The organism is Pantoea leporis (assembly GCF_028048155.1).
GTDB classification, from domain to species: Bacteria; Pseudomonadota; Gammaproteobacteria; order Enterobacterales; family Enterobacteriaceae; genus Pantoea; species Pantoea leporis.
Genome location: NZ_JALMEU010000011.1, coordinates 1 through 18,135 on the forward strand (window position 1 = coordinate 1; position 18,135 = coordinate 18,135).

At 53.4% G+C, this 18,135-nt stretch carries 17 protein-coding genes, 1 tRNA gene and 1 rRNA gene; 4 read left to right on the forward strand and 15 right to left on the reverse strand.

The features are described from left to right. The first annotated feature begins 8 nt into the window (after positions 1-8). Both MWH02_RS20325 and rrf read left to right on the forward strand, forming a co-directional pair. A tRNA-Thr gene (locus tag MWH02_RS20325) sits at positions 9-84 on the forward strand. 36 nt (positions 85-120) lie between these two features. Next, a 5S ribosomal RNA gene (gene rrf / locus MWH02_RS20330) occupies positions 121-236 on the forward strand. Positions 237-392: 156 nt separating this feature from the next. Here the strand turns inward: rrf and MWH02_RS20335 are convergent. From MWH02_RS20335 to msrP, 15 genes are all read right to left on the reverse strand, one after another. Then, positions 393-1,154, reverse strand: coding sequence for an amino acid ABC transporter ATP-binding protein (locus MWH02_RS20335; RefSeq protein ID WP_061720213.1), 762 nt, complete (start codon positions 1,152-1,154; stop codon positions 393-395). Between the two features lie 8 nt (positions 1,155-1,162). Further along, complete coding sequence (locus MWH02_RS20340) at positions 1,163-2,263, reverse strand: amino acid ABC transporter permease (protein WP_061720212.1); 1,101 nt, start codon at positions 2,261-2,263, stop codon at positions 1,163-1,165. A gap of 15 nt (positions 2,264-2,278) precedes the next feature. Then, a complete protein-coding gene (locus MWH02_RS20345; RefSeq protein ID WP_271461327.1) occupies positions 2,279-3,457 on the reverse strand; it encodes an amino acid ABC transporter permease in 1,179 nt (392 codons plus the stop codon). 66 nt (positions 3,458-3,523) lie between these two features. Then, positions 3,524-4,549, reverse strand: coding sequence for an amino acid ABC transporter substrate-binding protein (locus MWH02_RS20350; RefSeq protein WP_101762828.1), 1,026 nt, complete (start codon positions 4,547-4,549; stop codon positions 3,524-3,526). 542 nt (positions 4,550-5,091) lie between these two features. Next, the gene (gene fis / locus MWH02_RS20355; RefSeq protein WP_007891954.1) at positions 5,092-5,388 is read right to left on the reverse strand and encodes a DNA-binding transcriptional regulator Fis; all 297 of its coding nucleotides are present in this window, start codon (positions 5,386-5,388) and stop codon (positions 5,092-5,094) included. Between the two features lie 24 nt (positions 5,389-5,412). Further along, positions 5,413-6,378, reverse strand: a complete 966-nt coding sequence (gene dusB / locus MWH02_RS20360) for a tRNA dihydrouridine synthase DusB (RefSeq protein ID WP_101762829.1) — start codon at positions 6,376-6,378, stop codon at positions 5,413-5,415. 364 nt (positions 6,379-6,742) lie between these two features. Beyond that, complete coding sequence (locus MWH02_RS20365; RefSeq protein ID WP_271461328.1) at positions 6,743-7,432, reverse strand: carbonic anhydrase; 690 nt, start codon at positions 7,430-7,432, stop codon at positions 6,743-6,745. A 241-nt stretch (positions 7,433-7,673) separates the two neighbouring features. Further along, complete coding sequence (prmA, locus tag MWH02_RS20370; RefSeq protein ID WP_110867451.1) at positions 7,674-8,555, reverse strand: 50S ribosomal protein L11 methyltransferase; 882 nt, start codon at positions 8,553-8,555, stop codon at positions 7,674-7,676. A gap of 11 nt (positions 8,556-8,566) precedes the next feature. Continuing rightward, positions 8,567-10,012: a sodium/pantothenate symporter gene (gene panF / locus MWH02_RS20375; RefSeq protein ID WP_101762832.1), complete on the reverse strand. Its 1,446-nt coding sequence runs from the start codon at positions 10,010-10,012 to the stop codon at positions 8,567-8,569. Further along, entirely contained in the window at positions 10,002-10,244 is a 243-nt protein-coding gene (locus tag MWH02_RS20380; RefSeq protein WP_101762833.1) for a YhdT family protein, read from the reverse strand. Before MWH02_RS20380 ends, panF begins: the two co-directional genes overlap by 11 nt. 72 nt (positions 10,245-10,316) lie before the next feature. Then, the gene (gene accC, locus MWH02_RS20385; protein WP_271461329.1) at positions 10,317-11,666 is read right to left on the reverse strand and encodes an acetyl-CoA carboxylase biotin carboxylase subunit; all 1,350 of its coding nucleotides are present in this window, start codon (positions 11,664-11,666) and stop codon (positions 10,317-10,319) included. 11 nt (positions 11,667-11,677) lie between these two features. Beyond that, on the reverse strand, positions 11,678-12,148 hold the full coding sequence (gene accB, locus MWH02_RS20390) for an acetyl-CoA carboxylase biotin carboxyl carrier protein (protein WP_101762834.1): 471 nt from the start codon (positions 12,146-12,148) through the stop codon (positions 11,678-11,680). A 21-nt stretch (positions 12,149-12,169) separates the two neighbouring features. Beyond that, positions 12,170-12,622 (reverse strand): type II 3-dehydroquinate dehydratase, encoded by a 453-nt coding sequence (gene aroQ, locus MWH02_RS20395; protein ID WP_271461330.1) that lies wholly within the window; start codon positions 12,620-12,622, stop codon positions 12,170-12,172. 232 nt (positions 12,623-12,854) lie between these two features. Then, positions 12,855-13,457 carry a protein-methionine-sulfoxide reductase heme-binding subunit MsrQ gene (msrQ, locus tag MWH02_RS20400; protein ID WP_101762836.1) on the reverse strand — a complete coding sequence of 201 codons (603 nt, stop codon included), beginning with the start codon at positions 13,455-13,457 and terminating at the stop codon, positions 12,855-12,857. Continuing rightward, entirely contained in the window at positions 13,458-14,462 is a 1,005-nt protein-coding gene (gene msrP, locus MWH02_RS20405; RefSeq protein ID WP_101762837.1) for a protein-methionine-sulfoxide reductase catalytic subunit MsrP, read from the reverse strand. It abuts the gene before it with no gap. Between the two features lie 324 nt (positions 14,463-14,786). Between msrP and csrD the strand changes: the two genes are divergently transcribed. After that, complete coding sequence (gene csrD, locus MWH02_RS20410; protein ID WP_101762838.1) at positions 14,787-16,733, forward strand: RNase E specificity factor CsrD; 1,947 nt, start codon at positions 14,787-14,789, stop codon at positions 16,731-16,733. A 310-nt stretch (positions 16,734-17,043) separates the two neighbouring features. Then, positions 17,044-18,087, forward strand: a complete 1,044-nt coding sequence (gene mreB / locus MWH02_RS20415) for a rod shape-determining protein MreB (RefSeq protein WP_007891976.1) — start codon at positions 17,044-17,046, stop codon at positions 18,085-18,087. Positions 18,088-18,135 lie beyond the last annotated feature (48 nt).

The window sequence follows — 18,135 nt, forward strand, 5'->3', positions numbered from 1 at the left end:
TAAAGTGTGCTGATATGGCTCAGTTGGTAGAGCGCACCCTTGGTAAGGGTGAGGTCCCCAGTTCGACTCTGGGTATCAGCACCAGTTTTAAAGCGTGAGTTCGGTAAATTACAGAATTTGCCTGGCGGCTTTAGCGCGGTGGTCCCACCTGACCCCATGCCGAACTCAGAAGTGAAACGCCGTAGCGCCGATGGTAGTGTGGGGTCTCCCCATGCGAGAGTAGGGAACTGCCAGGCATCAAACACAGAAGCCCTGAACTAAAGTTCAGGGCTTTTTTGTATGCATCAGAAACCTTCAGCTGTCACTCACAAACCTAACCCAATTCAAATTGCAGTTATAAAAAAAGCCCCTGCTTTTCAGCAGAGGCGTTTCTTAATCTTACTCACTGGATATCAATGAATAACCTGTGACAGAAACGCACGTGTACGTTCTGATTTCGGATTGGCAAAGAACTCCTGAGGCGGGGCTTCTTCGACAATTTCACCCCGATCCATGAAGATCACACGATCCGCCACCGTACGCGCAAATCCCATCTCATGGGTAACGCACAACATGGTCATGCCATCTTCTGCCAGGCCAATCATCGTATCAAGTACTTCTTTAACCATCTCGGGATCGAGCGCGGAGGTTGGCTCATCAAACAGCATAATTTTCGGCTTCATACAGAGTGAACGGGCGATCGCCACACGCTGTTGCTGACCACCTGAAAGCTGGCCAGGAAATTTATGCGCATGCTCAGCAATGCGTACACGCTGAAGGTAATGCATGGCCAGCTCTTCTGCTTCTTTCTTCGGCATTTTGCGTACCCAAATCGGTGCCAGCGTACAGTTTTGCAAAACGGTAAGATGCGGGAAAAGATTAAAGTGCTGGAAAACCATGCCGACTTCGGTTCGAACTCGTTCAATATTACGCACATCGTGATTGAGATGGATGCCATCCACCACAATGCGTCCTTGCTGATGTTCTTCGAGGTGATTGATACAACGAATAGTGGTCGATTTACCCGAACCGGACGGTCCGCACAGTACGATACGTTCGCGTGGTTTTACTTTTAAATTGATGTCTTTCAATACATGGAACTGACCGTACCATTTGTTAACGTTTTCGAGTGTAATCATCATGGCATCAGCCGCATTAGTCATAGTTTGTGTCATGTTAAACCTCAGTGCGATGCACGCCCGGTGTGAAAACGCTTCTCCAGATACTGGCTATAGCGCGACATGCTAAAACAGAAAATCCAGTAAACCATGGCAGCAAATACATAGCCTTCCGTCGACATACCTAACCAGGTTGGGTCAACGGTGGCTTGCTGCACGCTACTGAAGAGATCGAATAAGCCGATGATGATCACCAGGCTGGTATCTTTAAACAGCGCAATGATGGTATTCACCAGGCCGGGAATGGTCATCTTGAGCGCCTGCGGTAAAATCACCAGCATCTGGGTTTTCCAGTAGCCCAGCGACAGAGATTCAGCGGCTTCATATTGGCCTTTTGGTAGTGCCTGCAAACCGCCGCGCACCACTTCCGCGACATACGCAGACTGGAACAAAATCACGCCAACCAACGCACGCACCAGTTTGTCGATGGTAGTGCCTTCCGCCATAAACAGCGGCAGCATCACCGACGACATAAACAGCACGGTGATCAGCGGTACACCACGCCAGAACTCAATGAAGATGATCGAAAGTGTACGCACCACCGGCATTTCTGAGCGGCGTCCCAGCGCCAGTAAAATCCCCAGCGGCAGCGCGCCGGCAATCCCCACTGAAGCGATAATCAGCGTCAATGTCAGGCCGCCCCACTGGCGAGTCTCTACGCGCTCTAAACCGAAATAGCCGCCGTACATCAGGAACCAAACCACAATCGGATAGACCACCGCCCAGCAGGCGATATAGCGACCACGACGCGGCATCGATTTGATGAACATCGGAATGATCGAGAGCAAGCCGATGACCAGCGACAGGTTGATGCGCCAGCGCAGTTCATGCGGATAGAGCCCATACATAAACTGGCCAAAGCGTGCATGAATAAATACCCAACATGCGCCTTCTTTAGTGCAATCTGCGCGCGTCTCACCAATCCAGTTAGCCTGAAATACCAGCCAGTTGAGTGCCGGAGGAATCACGTTCCAGATAAGCCAGATGCTGAACAACGTCAGCAGCGTATTCAGCCAGCTGGAGAACAGATTTTTGCGTGCCCAGAGCCAAGCCTTGCTAAGTGGATTGGTCGGAATCGGCGGTGTTTCATGTGTAGTAACAGACATAATGATCCCGTTCTCTTAACGCTCAACCAGCGCAATTTTGCGATTGTAGAGGTTCATCAGCAGTGAAATGATCAGGCTGATAATCAGGTAAACCGCCATGGTAATCGCGATAGTTTCAATCGCCTGACCGGTTTGGTTCAGCACGGTACCGGCAAACAGCGAAACCATGTCTGGATAGCCGATAGCGGCCGCCAGCGATGAGTTTTTCACAATATTGAGGTACTGGCTGGTGAGTGGCGGGATAATCACACGCATTGCCTGCGGGATGATCACCTGACGCATGGTCACTGGATTAGGTAAACCGAGCGAACGTGCAGCTTCGCTTTGACCATGTGGCACTGACTGAATACCGGAGCGAATCACTTCGGCGATGAACGACGAGGTATAAACCGACAGCGCGAGAGTCAACGCGGCGAGCTCAGGGATCATCACGAAACCGCCGCGGAAGTTAAATCCACGCAGTTCCGGCACATCCCAATGCATGGCAACGCCAAACAAGGTATGAGCAATCAGCGGCAGCAGAATCAGCAACCCAACCGCAGCCGGCCAGGTGCGACGCAGTTGGCCGGTTTTTAACTGATGCTTACGGTTGTAGCGGAACAGCGCCACGCAACCCAGCACCGCTAACGCCAGCGCGATCAGGAATGGCCATGTGCCAGGTGCGTACCCGGGCCACGGAATATACAAACCGCGATTGCTGACGAATGCCAAATCAAAAGCGTTGAGTGCCTGACGTGGGCCGGGCAGGTTACGCAGTACCGCGAAGTACCAGAAAAAGATCTGCAGCAGCGGCGGGATATTACGGAAGGTCTCGATATAAATGGTTGAAAGCTTGCGCAGCAGCCAGTTCTCAGACAAGCGAGCCAGGCCCACGGCAAAGCCAAGGATCGAAGCGAAAACAATACAGAGCGCGGAAACCAGCAGGGTGTTGGTCAACCCCACCATAAACACGCGCGCGTAGGTGTCGCCTTCGGTGTAATCGATCAGGTGCTGGACAATGCCGAAGCCGGCACTGCGATCCAGAAACCCGAATCCGGAAGTGATGCCACGATTGGCCAGATTGATTACGGTGTTGTGGATTAAATATCCCACCACAGCAAGCACGGCAACAATCGCGACGATCTGGTAAAGCCAGGCGCGAACCGTAGGATTACCGAACGAAAAATCCCTTTTTACGGTTGGGCGTTGCGACATGTTAAAACCTCAGTGAAGATTACGCGTGGGCACCGCAGGATGCGGTGCCCGACTGGCAGAATGGAATTAACGAACTGGCGGAGCGTACTGGATGCCGCCCGCATTCCACAGCGCATTCTGGCCGCGCTTAATTTTCAGTGCGCTGTCTTTACCGACGTTACGGTCGAACACTTCCTGATAGTTACCCACTTGTTTGATGATGTTGTAAGCCCACTTGTTATCGAGCTTCAGGTCTTTACCGAAGTCACCTTCCGCGCCCAGCAGATGTGCCATATCCGGCGTAGTCGGTTTCGCTACCATGTCATCGACATTTTTAGAGCTGATACCCATCTCTTCCGCGTTCAGCATGGCATACAGCGACCATTTGACGATGGTGAACCAATCGTCATCACCGCGACGTACCACGGGCCCCAGCGGCTCTTTCGAGATCACTTCTGGCAGTACAATGAACTCGTCTGGCTTGCCAAGTTTGATACGCAGCGCATACAGCTGAGATTGGTCAGACGCGAGGGTGTCGCAACGGCCGCTGTCGAGCGCTTTAGCGGATTCGTCAGAGCGGTCGAAGGTCACGGGGGTGTACTGCATTTTATGGGTTTTGAAGTAGTCAGCCACGTTCAGCTCGGTATCAGTACCGGCCTGAATACACACGGTGGCGCCATCCAACTCTTTAGCACTTTTCAGACCGGCTTTCTGGTGCGTCAGGAAGCCGATACCGTCGTAATAGTTCACGCCTGCAAACAGGAAGCCCATGCCGCCATCGCGTGATGAGGTCCATGTGGTGTTACGAGATAAGATGTCTACTTCGCCAGACTGCAGCGCGGTGAAGCGTTCTTTCGCGGTCAGCGGGGTGTATTTCACTTTAGTTGCGTCGCCAAATACTGCGGCAGCGGCTGCACGGCATACATCCACGTCAATACCGGTGAATTTGCCGTTAGAGTCAGCATAAGAGAAGCCTGGCAGGCCGTCACTGATGCCGCACTGTATAAAACCTTTCTTCTTAATGGCATCCAGCGTGGTGCCAGCGTGCGCTTGTTGAGCAACAGCTAACAGCGAGGCTGCAGCGACCAGAGTGGAAAGCATCATCTTTTTCATAAAGCATCCTGTGTGGCGATATCGTGTGTTGTTATGTTTGCGCGCACTTTAATGTGCGCTGTTTTCTGTCTGTGGTGGTTAGCCATCCACAACTCTGCAAACCTGATGCCAGGTTTGCAGAATCCTGAATTCTCTGGAAAGATCTTTTAATAAACTGAAGCACTCAGAAGATTCTGGCTAATATGGCGCACCAAAAGGCAGCATGACGAGACGACACGATCACAAATAGTGCAAAAAGTTTCACTATATGGAAGCAGTGTGAGCTAACGCTCAGGAGTGGATGTATGAGTTTGCACGCTTACGGCCGAAGCGGTTGAGGATCACAGAGAAAGCGGGCTGAAGGGTGATGAAAGGATAAGTGAGCGCGTAATAAAGTGAGGGGAAATGCGTTGCTAAGAAGGATGTGATATCACTGCTGCGATTGCAACTATCGTTACCATTATCGCTCCAATTGTTTCATGCGTTCTTAAACTCAGGAAATTACCGGCAGCAGAAACAAAAACGCCAGCCGCAAGGCTGGCGTTATCGCAGCAACGAACAGATTAGTTCATGCCGTATTTTTTCAGCTTCTTACGCAGGGTACCGCGGTTGATACCCATCATCAGAGCTGCACGGGTCTGGTTGCCACGGGTGTACTGCATCACCATGTCCAACAGAGGCTGCTCGACTTCTGCCAATACCAGCTCATACAGGTCACTCACATCCTGACCGTTCAGTTGAGCAAAATAGTTCTTCAGTGACTGTTTAACCGAATCACGCAGTGGCTTTTGGGTCACCTGATCCTGAGAGTTAACGGTAGAAACGGTGAGTACGTCAGAATTTACGCGTTGTTCGAACATAGTTCTTTCAGCTCTTTATTTCGTTTACGCAAGATTTTCGAAGTATGCCTCCAACGCCTCCAGCTGTTCGCTGGCATCCTCTATGGCGTTGAATGTGCGCCGAAACTGGTCATCAGGAGCACTTTCCTGCAAATACCAGGAAACGTGTTTTCGGGCAATACGGTATCCTTTGCGCTGACCGTAAAAGTCGTGCAGCTCCCGTATATGTCCAATCAGCATTTGCTTCACTTCAGCCAGCGGCTTCGGTGCCAGCAGCTCCCCTGTGTCCAGATAATGCTGGATTTCCCGGAAGATCCACGGTCTTCCCTGAGCGGCACGGCCAACCATAAGAGCATCGGCTCCGGTATAGTCGAGCACCGCTCTGGCTTTATGCGGGTCAGTAATGTCGCCATTCGCAATAATCGGAATGGAAACGCTCTGCTTAACTGTCCGAATGCTGTCGTATTCAGCAAATCCCTCAAACAAACAGGCGCGCGTGCGGCCATGAATGGTGAGAGCCTGAATGCCACAGCGTTCAGCCAATTGGGCAATCTCTACACAATTACGATTTTCTTTGTCCCAGCCGGTACGAATTTTCAGCGTAACCGGTACATCCACTGCATTAACCACCGCGGTGAGAATCGACTCCACCAGTTGCGGATGTTGTAGCAGCGCTGAACCTGCCATCTTACGATTCACTTTTTTGGCCGGGCAGCCCATGTTGATATCGATAATCTGCGCGCCAGACGCCACATTAATGCGCGCGGCAGCAGCCATCTCATCAGGATCGCAACCGGCAATTTGCACGGCGCGGATACCAGGCTCGTCACTATGCACCATGCGCAAACGGGATTTGTCACTGGCCCAAACTTCCGGGTTCGACGACAGCATCTCGGAGACAGTCATACCGGCGCCGTTCTCGTAACACAGGGTGCGAAATGGCTTATCGGATACTCCGGCCATAGGCGCAGCAATGAGTCGATTACGTAGCTGATGTTGTCCAATGCGCATGAAAAAAGAAGTGACCCTAACTGTTCGCAAGGCGGCGTATATTACGCATTTTTTAAAGAAGATGAAAGGCCAAACTTTGAACAATTCGCTCTCACAGAGCACGGAAATAGCGTTATCCAGTAAGGGATGAGTTATTAATCTTTATAATTCATGAGATTAAAAAAATATGCTGAAATTGTGTACAAAAATTTTTCTCAAAACATGACCGAAATCACAACATAAAAACCGCTTCTTCCAGTAATTAGCGAAAGAAATGACGCCATTATGATTATTAATTGAACTACTTAGTCACGTAGGGTTAGCGTCACTCCCCAGAAACCTACGTCGTGGAGGAGTGACAGATATAACCTCAGACATCAGGCAACTATTCAATAACCACGCGACCATTCAGCGGCTGTACTGGGCGACTGTTGCCGTGCTCACCTAACAGTTTGGCGAACGTTTTAAGCTGTTCAGTTGATGCCGAAACAGTTTGCTTCATCACTAACCAGCGCACACCTTCAGTACAAGGTGGCGTCGTCAACGAACCGCTAAAGCGATAGTAGTTCTTTTGACCCGGAATCAAAGCGCTGAGATTGAGTGGCTGTTGCAGCGCCGCCTCTTTGTTAACTTCAGGTGGCAGCTCACGCAGGATCTCCGCCAGCGCAGGGTTTTCTGCCCCGGCTTCAAACATCACGCCAACCACCGCCAGATGTCCCTCTTCGCTGGCATGGACGAAATGCGCGGCCAGCGGAAAGCGTTTGCCATCAATCAGATTTTCGCTCGGCGTGTGGAAGTGGAACTGACGCAGCGTATAAGCTTCGCCATCCAGCGCGAGCGCATCGCCATCTTTGACGTTGATCTGGATGGTGTGACCGTTATTGATGATGGATTTTTGTTTGGCTTGATAGCTCAACGTTAGCGGCGGCAATTGTCCATTCACCACCTTGCGGATATCGACAGGCGACTGGTTCACACCGCTTTTACAGGTGTAATAATCGGCGTGCAGATTGCCCCATTCATCCGGCGCTTCATAAGACCAGTTTGAGCTGTGTGCGTGCGCATACGATGCCATGCTTGTCAGCAGAGCGAATAAACAAAGTTTCTTTTTCATCATCCATTACTTTCAGCGATTTATCGAAGTGAAATGCCATCAAAGGCATTGCCAGCAGGGATAGCGCTATCGCCTGGAGCAGGATTGTAATGACTGAAATGTAAAGAAACGGCAAGGGTTGAGAAGGGCTGGCGCTTTGAGACGGGTCTCAGAAAAATAGTACGGCTTGCCAGTCAGTTAGCCCGACTGGCAAGCGGGCAGGTTAGCGGCGTACGCCGGTGATGCGGCACCACTCTTCTTTCTCTGCAACCGCGTCGAGCTCAAAACGCTCGGCGTAGGCTTCACACACGCTTTCAGCCTGGCTCGCTAACACGCCGGACAATCCAAGATGACCGCCGGCTTTCGGCAGCACGCTAATCAGCGGTGCCAGCTCACGCAGCGGACCCGCGAGGATGTTGGCGACCACCACGTCAGCCTGCAAGTTTTCCGGCTGCTGGTGGGGCAGATAGAGCGCCAGACGCTCAGAGACGCCATTACGCTCGGCGTTATCACGGCTGGCCTGAATCGCCTGCGGATCGATATCAATGCCGATCGCCTGCGCCGCGCCCAATTTTAGTGCAGCGATAGCGAGAATGCCGGAACCACAGCCAAAGTCGATCACCGTTTTGCCCTGCAGATCCAGGCCATCAAGCCAGGTCAAACACATCGATGTGGTAGGATGCGTGCCGGTACCAAAGGCGAGGCCCGGATCCAGCATCACATTGACGGCATTTGGATCCGGCACATCGCGCCAGCTTGGGCAGATCCACAGACGCTCACCGAAACGCATCGGGTGGAAGTTATCCATCCATTCGCGCTCCCAGTCCTTGTCTTCGATCTGCTCGATCTTATGGCGAAACGCGGATCCCAGCAGCGGATGCTGGCTTAACTCGGCCACCACATCGCTCATCTCGGTTTCAGCGTCGAACAGGCCGATGACATCGGTATCGCCCCACAGCAGCGTTTCGCCCGGCAGCGGCTCGTACACTGGATTGTCGTGCGTGTCCTGGAAAGTGACCGACACCGCGCCAACCTCCATCAGCGCATCGCTCAGGGTTTCGGCGTTTTCGCCGGTGCTGTTAATTTTGATTTGAATCCAAGGCATAGCGTTTCTCTTTATTCCAGTGCCGCGGCATGCGTTGCAGGCGTGCGGCCAAACAGATTGCCCACCAGGAAGGCCAGCAGGCTTAAGGTCAATGACGGAACGATGGGGTGGAAGCCCCACCACTCAATATTCAGGCTGGCAAGCAGCGTATAGCATCCCGCGCCGACCAGCATGCCGCTGATCGCACCGGTGGAGTTGGCGCGCTCCCAGTACAAACCCAGCACCAGCGGCCATAGAAATACCGCTTCAAGGCCACCAAATGCCAGCAGATTCAGCCAGATAATCATATCGGGCGGATTCCACGCTGCCAGCAATAGCAGCACACCGAGCACAAAAGTGATGGTGCCTGACAGCATGCGCAGGCGCGCTTCATTTTCACTGTGCTGCGGGGCAATGCGCAAATAGAGATCTTTGATCAGCGTAGCGGAGGATTGCAGCAGCTGCGCGTTGATGGTCGACATAATGGCCGCCATCGGCGCCGCAAGAAATACGCCCGCCGCCATGGGCGGTAATACGGTAATCATCAGCGTGGGAATCACGCGATCGGGGATGGTGAGATCGGGCAAAATCACGCGTCCCAGCGCACCGGCCAGATGCATACCAAGCATCAGGATCACCACTACAATGGTGCCGAGCACAATGCCACGATGCATGGCTTTGCTGTCTTTATACGAAATACAGCGCACCGCGGTGTGGGGCAGGCCAATCACCCCGAAACACACCAGCACGGCAAACGAGCTGAGGAAGGTTGGGTTGATGACGTTGCCCACGCCTTCCGGTGAGGTCAGCTGCGGATCGATATCATGCAGTTTGGTCACTGCGGAGGCTAATCCGCCAGCGTGGTGAATCACTGCAAACAGCAGCAGGAAGGTGCCGATCAGCATTACCAAACCTTGCATCGCATCGTTCAGCACGCTGGCGCGGAAGCCACCGAAAGCGGTGTAGAGCGCGATGGTGCCGCCGAAGATCAGCAGGCCGGTGTCATAAGGAATGCCGGCCGCTGTTTCCAGCAGGCGCGCACCGCCGATGAACTGCACGGTCATCGCGCCGATAAACGCCACCAACAAACTGATGCTGGAGAGCCAAATCAGCAGCGTGCTGCCGTAGCGGCCATACAACATGTCGTTGAGCGTCACGGCGTTGTAGCGACGCGCCAGAATGGCGAATTTCTTGCCTAACACGCCAAGCGAAAGCCAGACGGCAGGCACCTGAATCATCGCCAGCAGCACCCAGCCAAGGCCATATTTATAGGCTGCGCCGGGGCCGCCAATGAACGAGCTGGCGCTGATATATGTGGTGGTGATGGTCATGGCCAGCACAAAACCGCCCATCGAACGGCTGCCGAGGAAGTATTCGCTCAGGAAGTTGCCCTGACGCTGCTTGCGCATGGCAAACACCGACAGCGCGGCGATCAGCACCAGATAGGCCAACAGCGGAAGAATGATTTCAGAGTCCATCGTTATCCTCCAGCGACATGTCGCGGAACAGCACGCGCACCATCAGCCAGCACAACACAATAAACAGCAGCGGAGCGAACAGACACGAAAGCTCGAACCACCTTGGTAAGCCAAACAAGCCGATCTCATTGCCGCCCAGCCAGGCAGAAAGTCCCCAAACGGCAAGGTAGGCCAGCGTCAGATAAAGTGACCAGCGCGCCTCTTTGTTTGCTTGTAAAAAACGCCAATCCATTATGTAACCTCAAAGGCGACAAAAATGAAAAAGGCCGGAGTTAACCGGCCTCTGCTTTGCTCTGCGCTGCAATTACTTCTCTTGCAGGCCGAGTTTTTTCTCCAGATAGTGGATGTTGGTGCCACCCTGCTGGAAGTTTTCGTCGGACATGATTTTCATCTGCAGCTCAATGTTGGTCTTGATGCCGTCGATGATCAGTTCCGCCAGCGCATTCTTCATGCGCGAGATTGCCACGTCACGGTTTTCACCGTAGGTAATCAGCTTACCAATCATGGAATCGTAGTACGGTGGCACGCTGTAACCGGCATAGATATGCGATTCCCAACGTACACCAAAGCCGCCCGGCGCGTGGAAACGGGCGATCTTGCCTGGGCTTGGCAGGAAGGTGTTGGGATCTTCGGCGTTGATACGGCATTCAACCGCATGACCGCGAATCACCACGTCTTCCTGTTTGATCGACAGCGGCTGACCAGCAGCAATACGCAGCTGCTCTTTGATCAGATCGACGCCGGTGATCATCTCAGTCACCGGATGCTCCACCTGAATACGGGTGTTCATCTCGATGAAGTAGAACTCACCGTTTTCGTACAGGAACTCGAAGGTACCTGCACCGCGATAGCCGATATCGATACAGGCTTTAGAGCAGCGCTCACCGATGTAGCGACGCAGTTCCGGCGTGATGCCTGGCGCTGGCGCTTCTTCGACGACTTTCTGGTGACGACGCTGCATTGAGCAGTCACGTTCCGCCAGATAGATAGCGTTACCCTGGCCATCGGCCAGCACCTGAATCTCAATGTGGCGTGGATTCTCGAGGTACTTCTCCATGTACACCATGTCGTTGTTGAAAGCCGCTTTGGCTTCCGCTTTCGTCATGTTGATGGATTGCTCAAGATCCTTGTCGCTGCGCACTACGCGCATACCGCGACCGCCGCCGCCGCCGGAGGCTTTGATGATCACCGGATAACCGATGCGCTTAGCGAAGGCACGGTTTTTTTCCATGTCGTCGGTCAGCGAGCCATCAGAACCTGGCACGGTGGGCACGCCCGCTTTCTTCATGGCGGTGATGGCAGACACTTTGTCGCCCATCAGGCGAATGGTGTCGGCTTTCGGGCCAATGAAGATAAAGCCTGAACGCTCAACCTGCTCGGCGAAATCGGCGTTCTCAGAGAGGAAGCCGTAACCCGGGTGGATCGCGACCGCGCCAGTAATTTCAGCGGCGGAGATCAGTGCCGGGATGTTCAGGTAGCTTTTGACTGAAGGTGGCGGGCCGATGCAGACGGTTTCGTCTGCCAGCAGCACGTGCTTCAGGTCACGGTCCGCGGTGGAGTGCACGGCAACAGTCTTAATGCCCAGCTCTTTGCAGGCACGCAGAATGCGCAGCGCGATCTCACCACGGTTAGCAATGACAATTTTATCCAGCATGCTTCGCCTCGTTATTCGATGATGACCAGCGGCTCGTCAAATTCAACCGGTTGGCCGCTTTCGACCAGAATCGCCTTCACAACGCCGGATTTGTCGGCTTCGATCTGGTTCATCATTTTCATCGCTTCAACGATGCACAGGGTGTCGCCGGCATTCACTTTCTGGCCAACTTCAACGAAAGCTTTCGCGTCTGGGCTTGGCGTGCGATAGAAAGTGCCGACCATTGGTGAACGCACGATGTGGCCACTGATTTCTGGTTTAGCGGCTTCTGCTGCAACCGGTGCGGCAGGCGCCACCGCGGTAGACAACGCAGGCTGCTGCTGCATCATTGGCGCAGCATAAGCCTGCTGCATCATTGGGTAGCCGGCATTTGCAGGTGAACGGCTGATACGAACGGACTCTTCGCCCTCGGAGATTTCCAGCTCGGAGATGCCAGACTCTTCAACCAGTTCGATCAGTTTCTTAATTTTACGAATATCCATGAGTGTGGTTCCGTACTCTGTTTAATTGGAATGTGACAGGCGTTTTACTGCCGTTTCTAAAGCCCATGCGTATCCATCAGCGCCAAGTCCACAGATGACGCCGGCAGATACATCGGAAAGATAGGAGTGATGTCGGAACGGTTCGCGTGCATGCACGTTCGAGAGATGCACCTCAATAAAAGGAATGCTAACCGCCAACAGGGCATCACGCAGTGCAACGCTGGTATGCGTGAACGCAGCAGGATTGATGATGATGTAATCCACGTTGCCGCGGGCTTCGTGAATACGGTCAATCAACTGAAACTCTGCGTTCGATTGCAAATGACTCAATTTCACATGGTGCTGATCGGCCTGTTGCGTCAGATCGCCGACGATTTGCGCCAGCGTAGTGTGACCATACTTATCAGGCTCGCGCGTTCCCAGTAGATTCAGGTTGGGACCGTTCAAAAGCAGTATGTGAAATTTGTGCGCCATCTTGCTGCTATCTCCTGCAATCAGTAAGGCATCGCGTAAAATACCGCGACATCTTGCGTTTGTCACCCTTGCGGATGAAAAACCAGACTTCGCTTGCAATAAAGCCGGGCATTATATCCGTTTCGTCGACATTCGCAGCAAAATACTGGTCTTATCTGCGAAGTTGATCGAATGCGGCCCGAAGGCCACACTTTTTAACAGATCTCGCGGGATGAACACAACCGTGCGGGGATTATCTGGGGAGAAGTTTACGCAACTTATTGTAACGCCACGCTAACAGCGCAATGGCCAGCACGGCGTAGATCACCGGCTGAGGGGAGAGCACTTTCACTGACCAGATATAGTGTATCGGCACGAGGATCGCGACCAGATAGACGCCGTTATGCAGCGTTTGCCAGCGACGACCCAGTTTGCGCTGCATGCGCTGGAATGAGGTGATGGCGAGGGCGAAGAGAATAATCCAGCTGATCATCCCCAGTAACAAATAAGGACGCGAAACCAGCTCGCTGCCGAGTAAACGCAGATGATCGTAGCCAAGTTCCAGCAGGTAGTAGCTTGTAAGGTGCAAACTGGCCCAGGCGAAACACCACACGCCGAGCAGGCGGCGAGTGCGAATCAGCAGCGGCTGTTTCAGGTAGCGTGTCAGCGGGCTGACCAGCAGCGTGGCGAGCAGCAACTTAAGCGCCATTCTGCCGGTAAAATGCTGGATATCTTTGGCCGGATCAGCGCTCAGCCAGCCCTGACTCGCTGCCATAAACAGATACACAAACGGCAGAAAAGCCGCCAGATGCAGCACGACTTTCAACGCAGTGATGTGACGTAAAGAGAGGCGCACTCAATAGTTCTCCCGTAAATCCAGGCCGCGATACAGCGACGCCACCTCTTTCGCGTAGCCGTTGAACAGCAGCGTAGGTTGGCGATCAACCTTCAGAATGCCGCCCGCACCGATAAAGCGCTCGGTTGCCTGCGACCAGCGCGGATGATTCACATGCGGGTTCACATTGGCGTAGAAACCATACTCATTGGCGGCGATCTGGCTCCAGGTCGTTGGCGGGCGATCGTGCGTCAGCGTAATCTTCACAATCGATTTAATCCCTTTGAAACCATATTTCCACGGCACCGTCAGGCGAATCGGTGCGCCATTCTGCGGCGGCAGCGCTTTGCCATACACGCCGGTACTCAGCAGCGTCAGCGGATGCATCGCTTCATCAAGCCGCAAGCCTTCCACATAGGGATAATCCAGCCCGCCGCCGATAAAGCGATCTTTCTGACCCGGCATTTGGTCAGGTGCGTACAGCGTTTCAAACGCCACAAAGCGCGCATTGCTGGTGGGTTCAGCCAGTTTGAGCAGCTTGTTGAGTTCAAAACCGACCCACGGAATCACCATCGACCAGGCTTCGACACAGCGCATGCGGTAGATGCGCTGCTCCATGGCAAAACGCTTGAAGATGTCATCCATATCCAGCGTGATCGGTTTGGCAACTTCGCCTTCGATACGCAGCTTCCACGGATCGGTTTTCAGCGTGCCAGCGTTGGCAGCAGGATCGGCTTTATCAAGGCCAAATTCATAGAAGTTGTTATAACCTGACACCTTATCAAACGGCGTGAGCGGCAAATCGGCTTGCCATTCAGCCGGTTTAGTAAAATCTAAATCACGGCCAGCGGGCGCGGGCGGACGATCATTGCCTTTAAACCAGCTCAGCACATCGGCTTGCGCGGTGCCGGGTAAACTGGCTGCTGCTGCGCCTAATCCCAACGCTTTCAGCACCTGACGGCGGCGCATATTAAAGACGCTTTCTGGCGTGACGTCGGCTTCTGTGAGCAAGTGCTTCAGGTTCATGACGTTCTCCTGTGAATAGTAAATTATGACCAGCATGCTCAACTTCAGTGTCAGGCGCGAACTTGCGGGGAAAAATGTGAAATTTCCTGGCGCATCGCCCTCTTTGAGAATAGGACGAAAAAGCCCATAGCAAAGTCAGGCCATCACGGTTTAACGCTATACTCGCGCCGTAGCGCTTATCATGCTGTGTTATGTGCGATTTTGATGCCAGTCTGGCGCTGAATCACACCTTGATTTGTGCTATTTTGCTCAGGTTTGCGCCAGGGGTAAGCGTGGCGCCGACGGATTAACACCGTTCATAACCGCAGTGATGCAGGCACAGGGATGCGATTAACAACTAAATTTTCTGCGTTTATTACCTTATTAAGTTTACTGGCGATGATATTGATGCTGGTGGGCTGCGCTTTTAGTTTTATCTGGCTATCGCAGCAGCGCGTAGAAACGCGGATGCAAACGCTGGCGACTGAAGTGGATAAAGCACTGGCTTCACAATCGCCGCAGGAAATCACGCAGTGGCTGACGCGCATGATGCCGGTGGTCAATGCCGAACAGATGCAACTGCTGAACGGCGATACGTTAGTGTTCAGTTTAGCCCGCCATGAAAATCCGATGTTAGAAGATGAGCCTAATCGCTTTGTGCAGTTCGATTTGCCCCTGACGCATTCGCCGGGCCTCGAACTGCGCGTGGTGGTGCTGGATCCGGCCAAAACGCTGTTTCGCTCCTTTACCGGCACTTATACGCTGGTGGTCCTGTTTACGGTCGTCGCGATCATGTGCGTGCTGCTGGTCATGACCAACCGCTGGCTCAAGCGGCGCTGGCAGGATATGGAGCAATTAGAAGCGCGCGCCGATCGCATTCTGACCGGTGAACGTCATTCGCAGGGTGACCATGCGGCGGAATGGCCGCCGAAAGCCAGTCGCGCCATCGATGCGCTGCTGGGCGATTTGCAGGAAGCGGGCGAGCAGCGTTTACGCATCGATACCTTAATTCGCACCTTTGCGGCGCAAGATCCGCGTACCGGCCTGAACAATCGTTTGTTCTTTGATAACCAATTGGCGACATTGCTGGAAGATCAGGAAGATGTCGGCACGCACGGCGTGGTGATGATGGTGCGTCTGCCGGACCTCGATATGCTGCACGAAACCCTCGGCCCAACGCTGGTGGAAGAGTATCTGTTTGATTTGATTAATATGCTGTCGACCTTTGTGCTGCGCTATCCGGGCGCGCTGCTGGCGCGATATTTCCGCAGTGATTTCGCCGTCTTGCTGCCGCATCGCACTTTAAAAGAAGCCAACAGCATTGCCGATCAACTGATTAATGCCGTCGATTCACTGCCGCCGATGCGCATGGTCGATCGTGATGATTTGATCCACATCGGCATCAGCGCGTGGCGCAGCGGTCAGAGCGTGTCGCAGGTGATGGAAAATGTGGAGATGGCTACGCGGCGTGCGGCATTGCAGGGCGGTAATAGCTGGTCGGTTGGCGAAGGCAATACGCTGGATATGGGGCGCGGCAGTGTGCGCTGGCGGACCTTGCTGGAGAACACGCTCAATCGTGGTGGTCCGCGACTGTACCAAAAGCCGGCGGTGTTGCTGGATGGAAAAGTCCATCATCGTGAATTACTGACGCGTGTGTTTGATGGCGACAAAGAAGTGGTGTCGGCTGAGTTTATGCCGCTGGTATTGCAGCTGGGTATGACTGACAGCTGGGATCGTCAACTGGTGACGCGCATCGCGGCGCTTTCGGAAGTGTGGCCGGACGAAACTCTGGCACTTCCCGTGAATATTGATTCGCTGTTGCAGCGGCCTTTTCAGCGCTGGCTGCAAAAACTGCTGCTACAGTGCAGCAAATCGCAAAGAAAACGTTTTTTATTTGAACTTGCTGAGGCCGACGTTTGTCAACACATCAGCCGTTTAGTGCCGGTTTTTCACATGTTAACCGCATTTGGCTGTCGCATTGCGGTGGATCAGGCCGGTTTGACGGTGGTGAGCAGCGCTTATATCAAACAATTCCCGATAGAAGTGATTAAACTTGCGCCGGGTTTGGTACGCAATATTGAACGACGCACCGAGAACCAGCTGTTTGTGCAGAGCTTGCTGGAAGTGTGTAAGTCATCGCCAACTCAAGTTTTCGCCGCGGGTGTGCGAACACGCGCGGAGTGGCAAACGCTGTCGGGATTAGGTGTTTCGGGCGGGCAGGGCGATTTCTTTGCGCCTTCGTTGCCGGTCAACAGTAATGTAAAGAAACACTCGCAACGTTATCGAATTTAGACCTTCAGCGCGCGAAGTGCAGGCTGATGGCTGTTTTTATCGCTTATTAGTGCCGGAGCGCGCGATGCTGGCGGCTGGAAATGTTAGATTTTATGTCGAAATTCGCCGGCTAGCGCCGGGGCAATTTAGGTTAAAACGGCGTGTTAACGCCATTTAACTGCGGCAAAAGACCCTACGATCAGGCCAAAAAAGTATTCAGCGTATTTTTTCACCGAAGCCGAACGTTTTTGCGCCTTGTAGCGGCTTCGCGTGGTTGGTAAAGTAGGCGGATTTTATTTTCCGCCCCCAGCTTGCAGGATTATCCCTTAGTATGTTTAAAAAATTTCGTGGCATGTTTTCCAATGACTTGTCCATTGACTTGGGTACCGCGAATACCCTGATTTACGTGAAAGGACAAGGCATCGTGTTAAACGAGCCTTCTGTGGTTGCCATCCGTCAGGATCGTGCCGGCTCCCCAAAGAGCGTAGCGGCTGTCGGTCATGACGCTAAGCAGATGCTGGGCCGTACGCCGGGCAACATCGCTGCTATCCGTCCTATGAAAGATGGCGTTATCGCCGACTTCTTCGTTACCGAAAAAATGCTGCAGCACTTCATTAAGCAAGTGCATAGCAATAGCTTTATGCGTCCAAGCCCGCGTGTGCTGGTCTGCGTACCGGTGGGTGCGACCCAGGTTGAGCGTCGCGCCATCCGTGAATCTGCACAGGGTGCAGGCGCACGCGAAGTGTTCCTGATTGAAGAGCCAATGGCGGCGGCGATTGGTGCAGGTCTGCCGGTTTCTGAAGCAACCGGTTCTATGGTGGTGGATATCGGTGGTGGTACCACTGAAGTAGCAGTGATCTCGCTGAACGGCGTGGTTTACTCCTCTTCTGTGCGTATTGGTGGTGACCGCTTCGATGAAGCTATCATTAATTATGTTCGCCGCAACTACGGTTCACTGATTGGTGAAGCGACTGCAGAGCGTATCAAGCATGGTATCGGTTCTGCTTATCCGGGCGATGAAGTACACGAGATTGAAGTTCGCGGCCGTAACCTGGCAGAAGGTGTGCCACGTGGCTTTACCCTGAACTCGAACGAGATTCTTGAAGCGCTGCAGGAACCGCTGACCGGCATAGTGAGCGCGGTGATGGTTGCACTGGAACAGTGCCCGCCAGAGCTGGCCTCTGACATCTCCGAGCGCGGTATGGTGCTGACCGGTGGTGGCGCATTGCTGCGTAACCTCGATCGCCTGCTGATGGAAGAGACCGGTATTCCGGTGGTCGTGGCAGAAGATCCGCTGACCTGTGTAGCACGCGGCGGTGGTAAAGCGTTGGAAATGATCGACATGCATGGCGGCGATTTGTTCAGCGAGGAGTAATTCCTCAACGGCTGAGGCCCTGGTCAAATTGCGCAGGGAATAGCGCCT

What these genes read in the sequence shown, in the direction of transcription:
- fis (WP_007891954.1), bottom strand. Translation starts at nt 5,388, where the DNA reads ATGTTCGAACAACGCGTAAATTCTGACGTACTCACCGTTTCTACCGTT.
- accB (WP_101762834.1), bottom strand. Translation starts at nt 12,148, where the DNA reads ATGGATATTCGTAAAATTAAGAAACTGATCGAACTGGTTGAAGAGTCT.
- MWH02_RS20335 (WP_061720213.1), bottom strand. Translation starts at nt 1,154, where the DNA reads ATGACACAAACTATGACTAATGCGGCTGATGCCATGATGATTACACTC.
- csrD (WP_101762838.1), top strand. Translation starts at nt 14,787, where the DNA reads ATGCGATTAACAACTAAATTTTCTGCGTTTATTACCTTATTAAGTTTA.
- MWH02_RS20380 (WP_101762833.1), bottom strand. Translation starts at nt 10,244, where the DNA reads ATGGATTGGCGTTTTTTACAAGCAAACAAAGAGGCGCGCTGGTCACTT.
- MWH02_RS20340 (WP_061720212.1), bottom strand. Translation starts at nt 2,263, where the DNA reads ATGTCTGTTACTACACATGAAACACCGCCGATTCCGACCAATCCACTT.
- MWH02_RS20345 (WP_271461327.1), bottom strand. Translation starts at nt 3,457, where the DNA reads ATGTCGCAACGCCCAACCGTAAAAAGGGATTTTTCGTTCGGTAATCCT.
- aroQ (WP_271461330.1), bottom strand. Translation starts at nt 12,622, where the DNA reads ATGGCGCACAAATTTCACATACTGCTTTTGAACGGTCCCAACCTGAAT.
- panF (WP_101762832.1), bottom strand. Translation starts at nt 10,012, where the DNA reads ATGGACTCTGAAATCATTCTTCCGCTGTTGGCCTATCTGGTGCTGATC.
- dusB (WP_101762829.1), bottom strand. Translation starts at nt 6,378, where the DNA reads ATGCGCATTGGACAACATCAGCTACGTAATCGACTCATTGCTGCGCCT.
- mreB (WP_007891976.1), top strand. Translation starts at nt 17,044, where the DNA reads ATGTTTAAAAAATTTCGTGGCATGTTTTCCAATGACTTGTCCATTGAC.
- MWH02_RS20365 (WP_271461328.1), bottom strand. Translation starts at nt 7,432, where the DNA reads ATGGCATCGTATGCGCACGCACACAGCTCAAACTGGTCTTATGAAGCG.
- msrP (WP_101762837.1), bottom strand. Translation starts at nt 14,462, where the DNA reads ATGAACCTGAAGCACTTGCTCACAGAAGCCGACGTCACGCCAGAAAGC.
- accC (WP_271461329.1), bottom strand. Translation starts at nt 11,666, where the DNA reads ATGCTGGATAAAATTGTCATTGCTAACCGTGGTGAGATCGCGCTGCGC.
- prmA (WP_110867451.1), bottom strand. Translation starts at nt 8,555, where the DNA reads ATGCCTTGGATTCAAATCAAAATTAACAGCACCGGCGAAAACGCCGAA.
- MWH02_RS20350 (WP_101762828.1), bottom strand. Translation starts at nt 4,549, where the DNA reads ATGAAAAAGATGATGCTTTCCACTCTGGTCGCTGCAGCCTCGCTGTTA.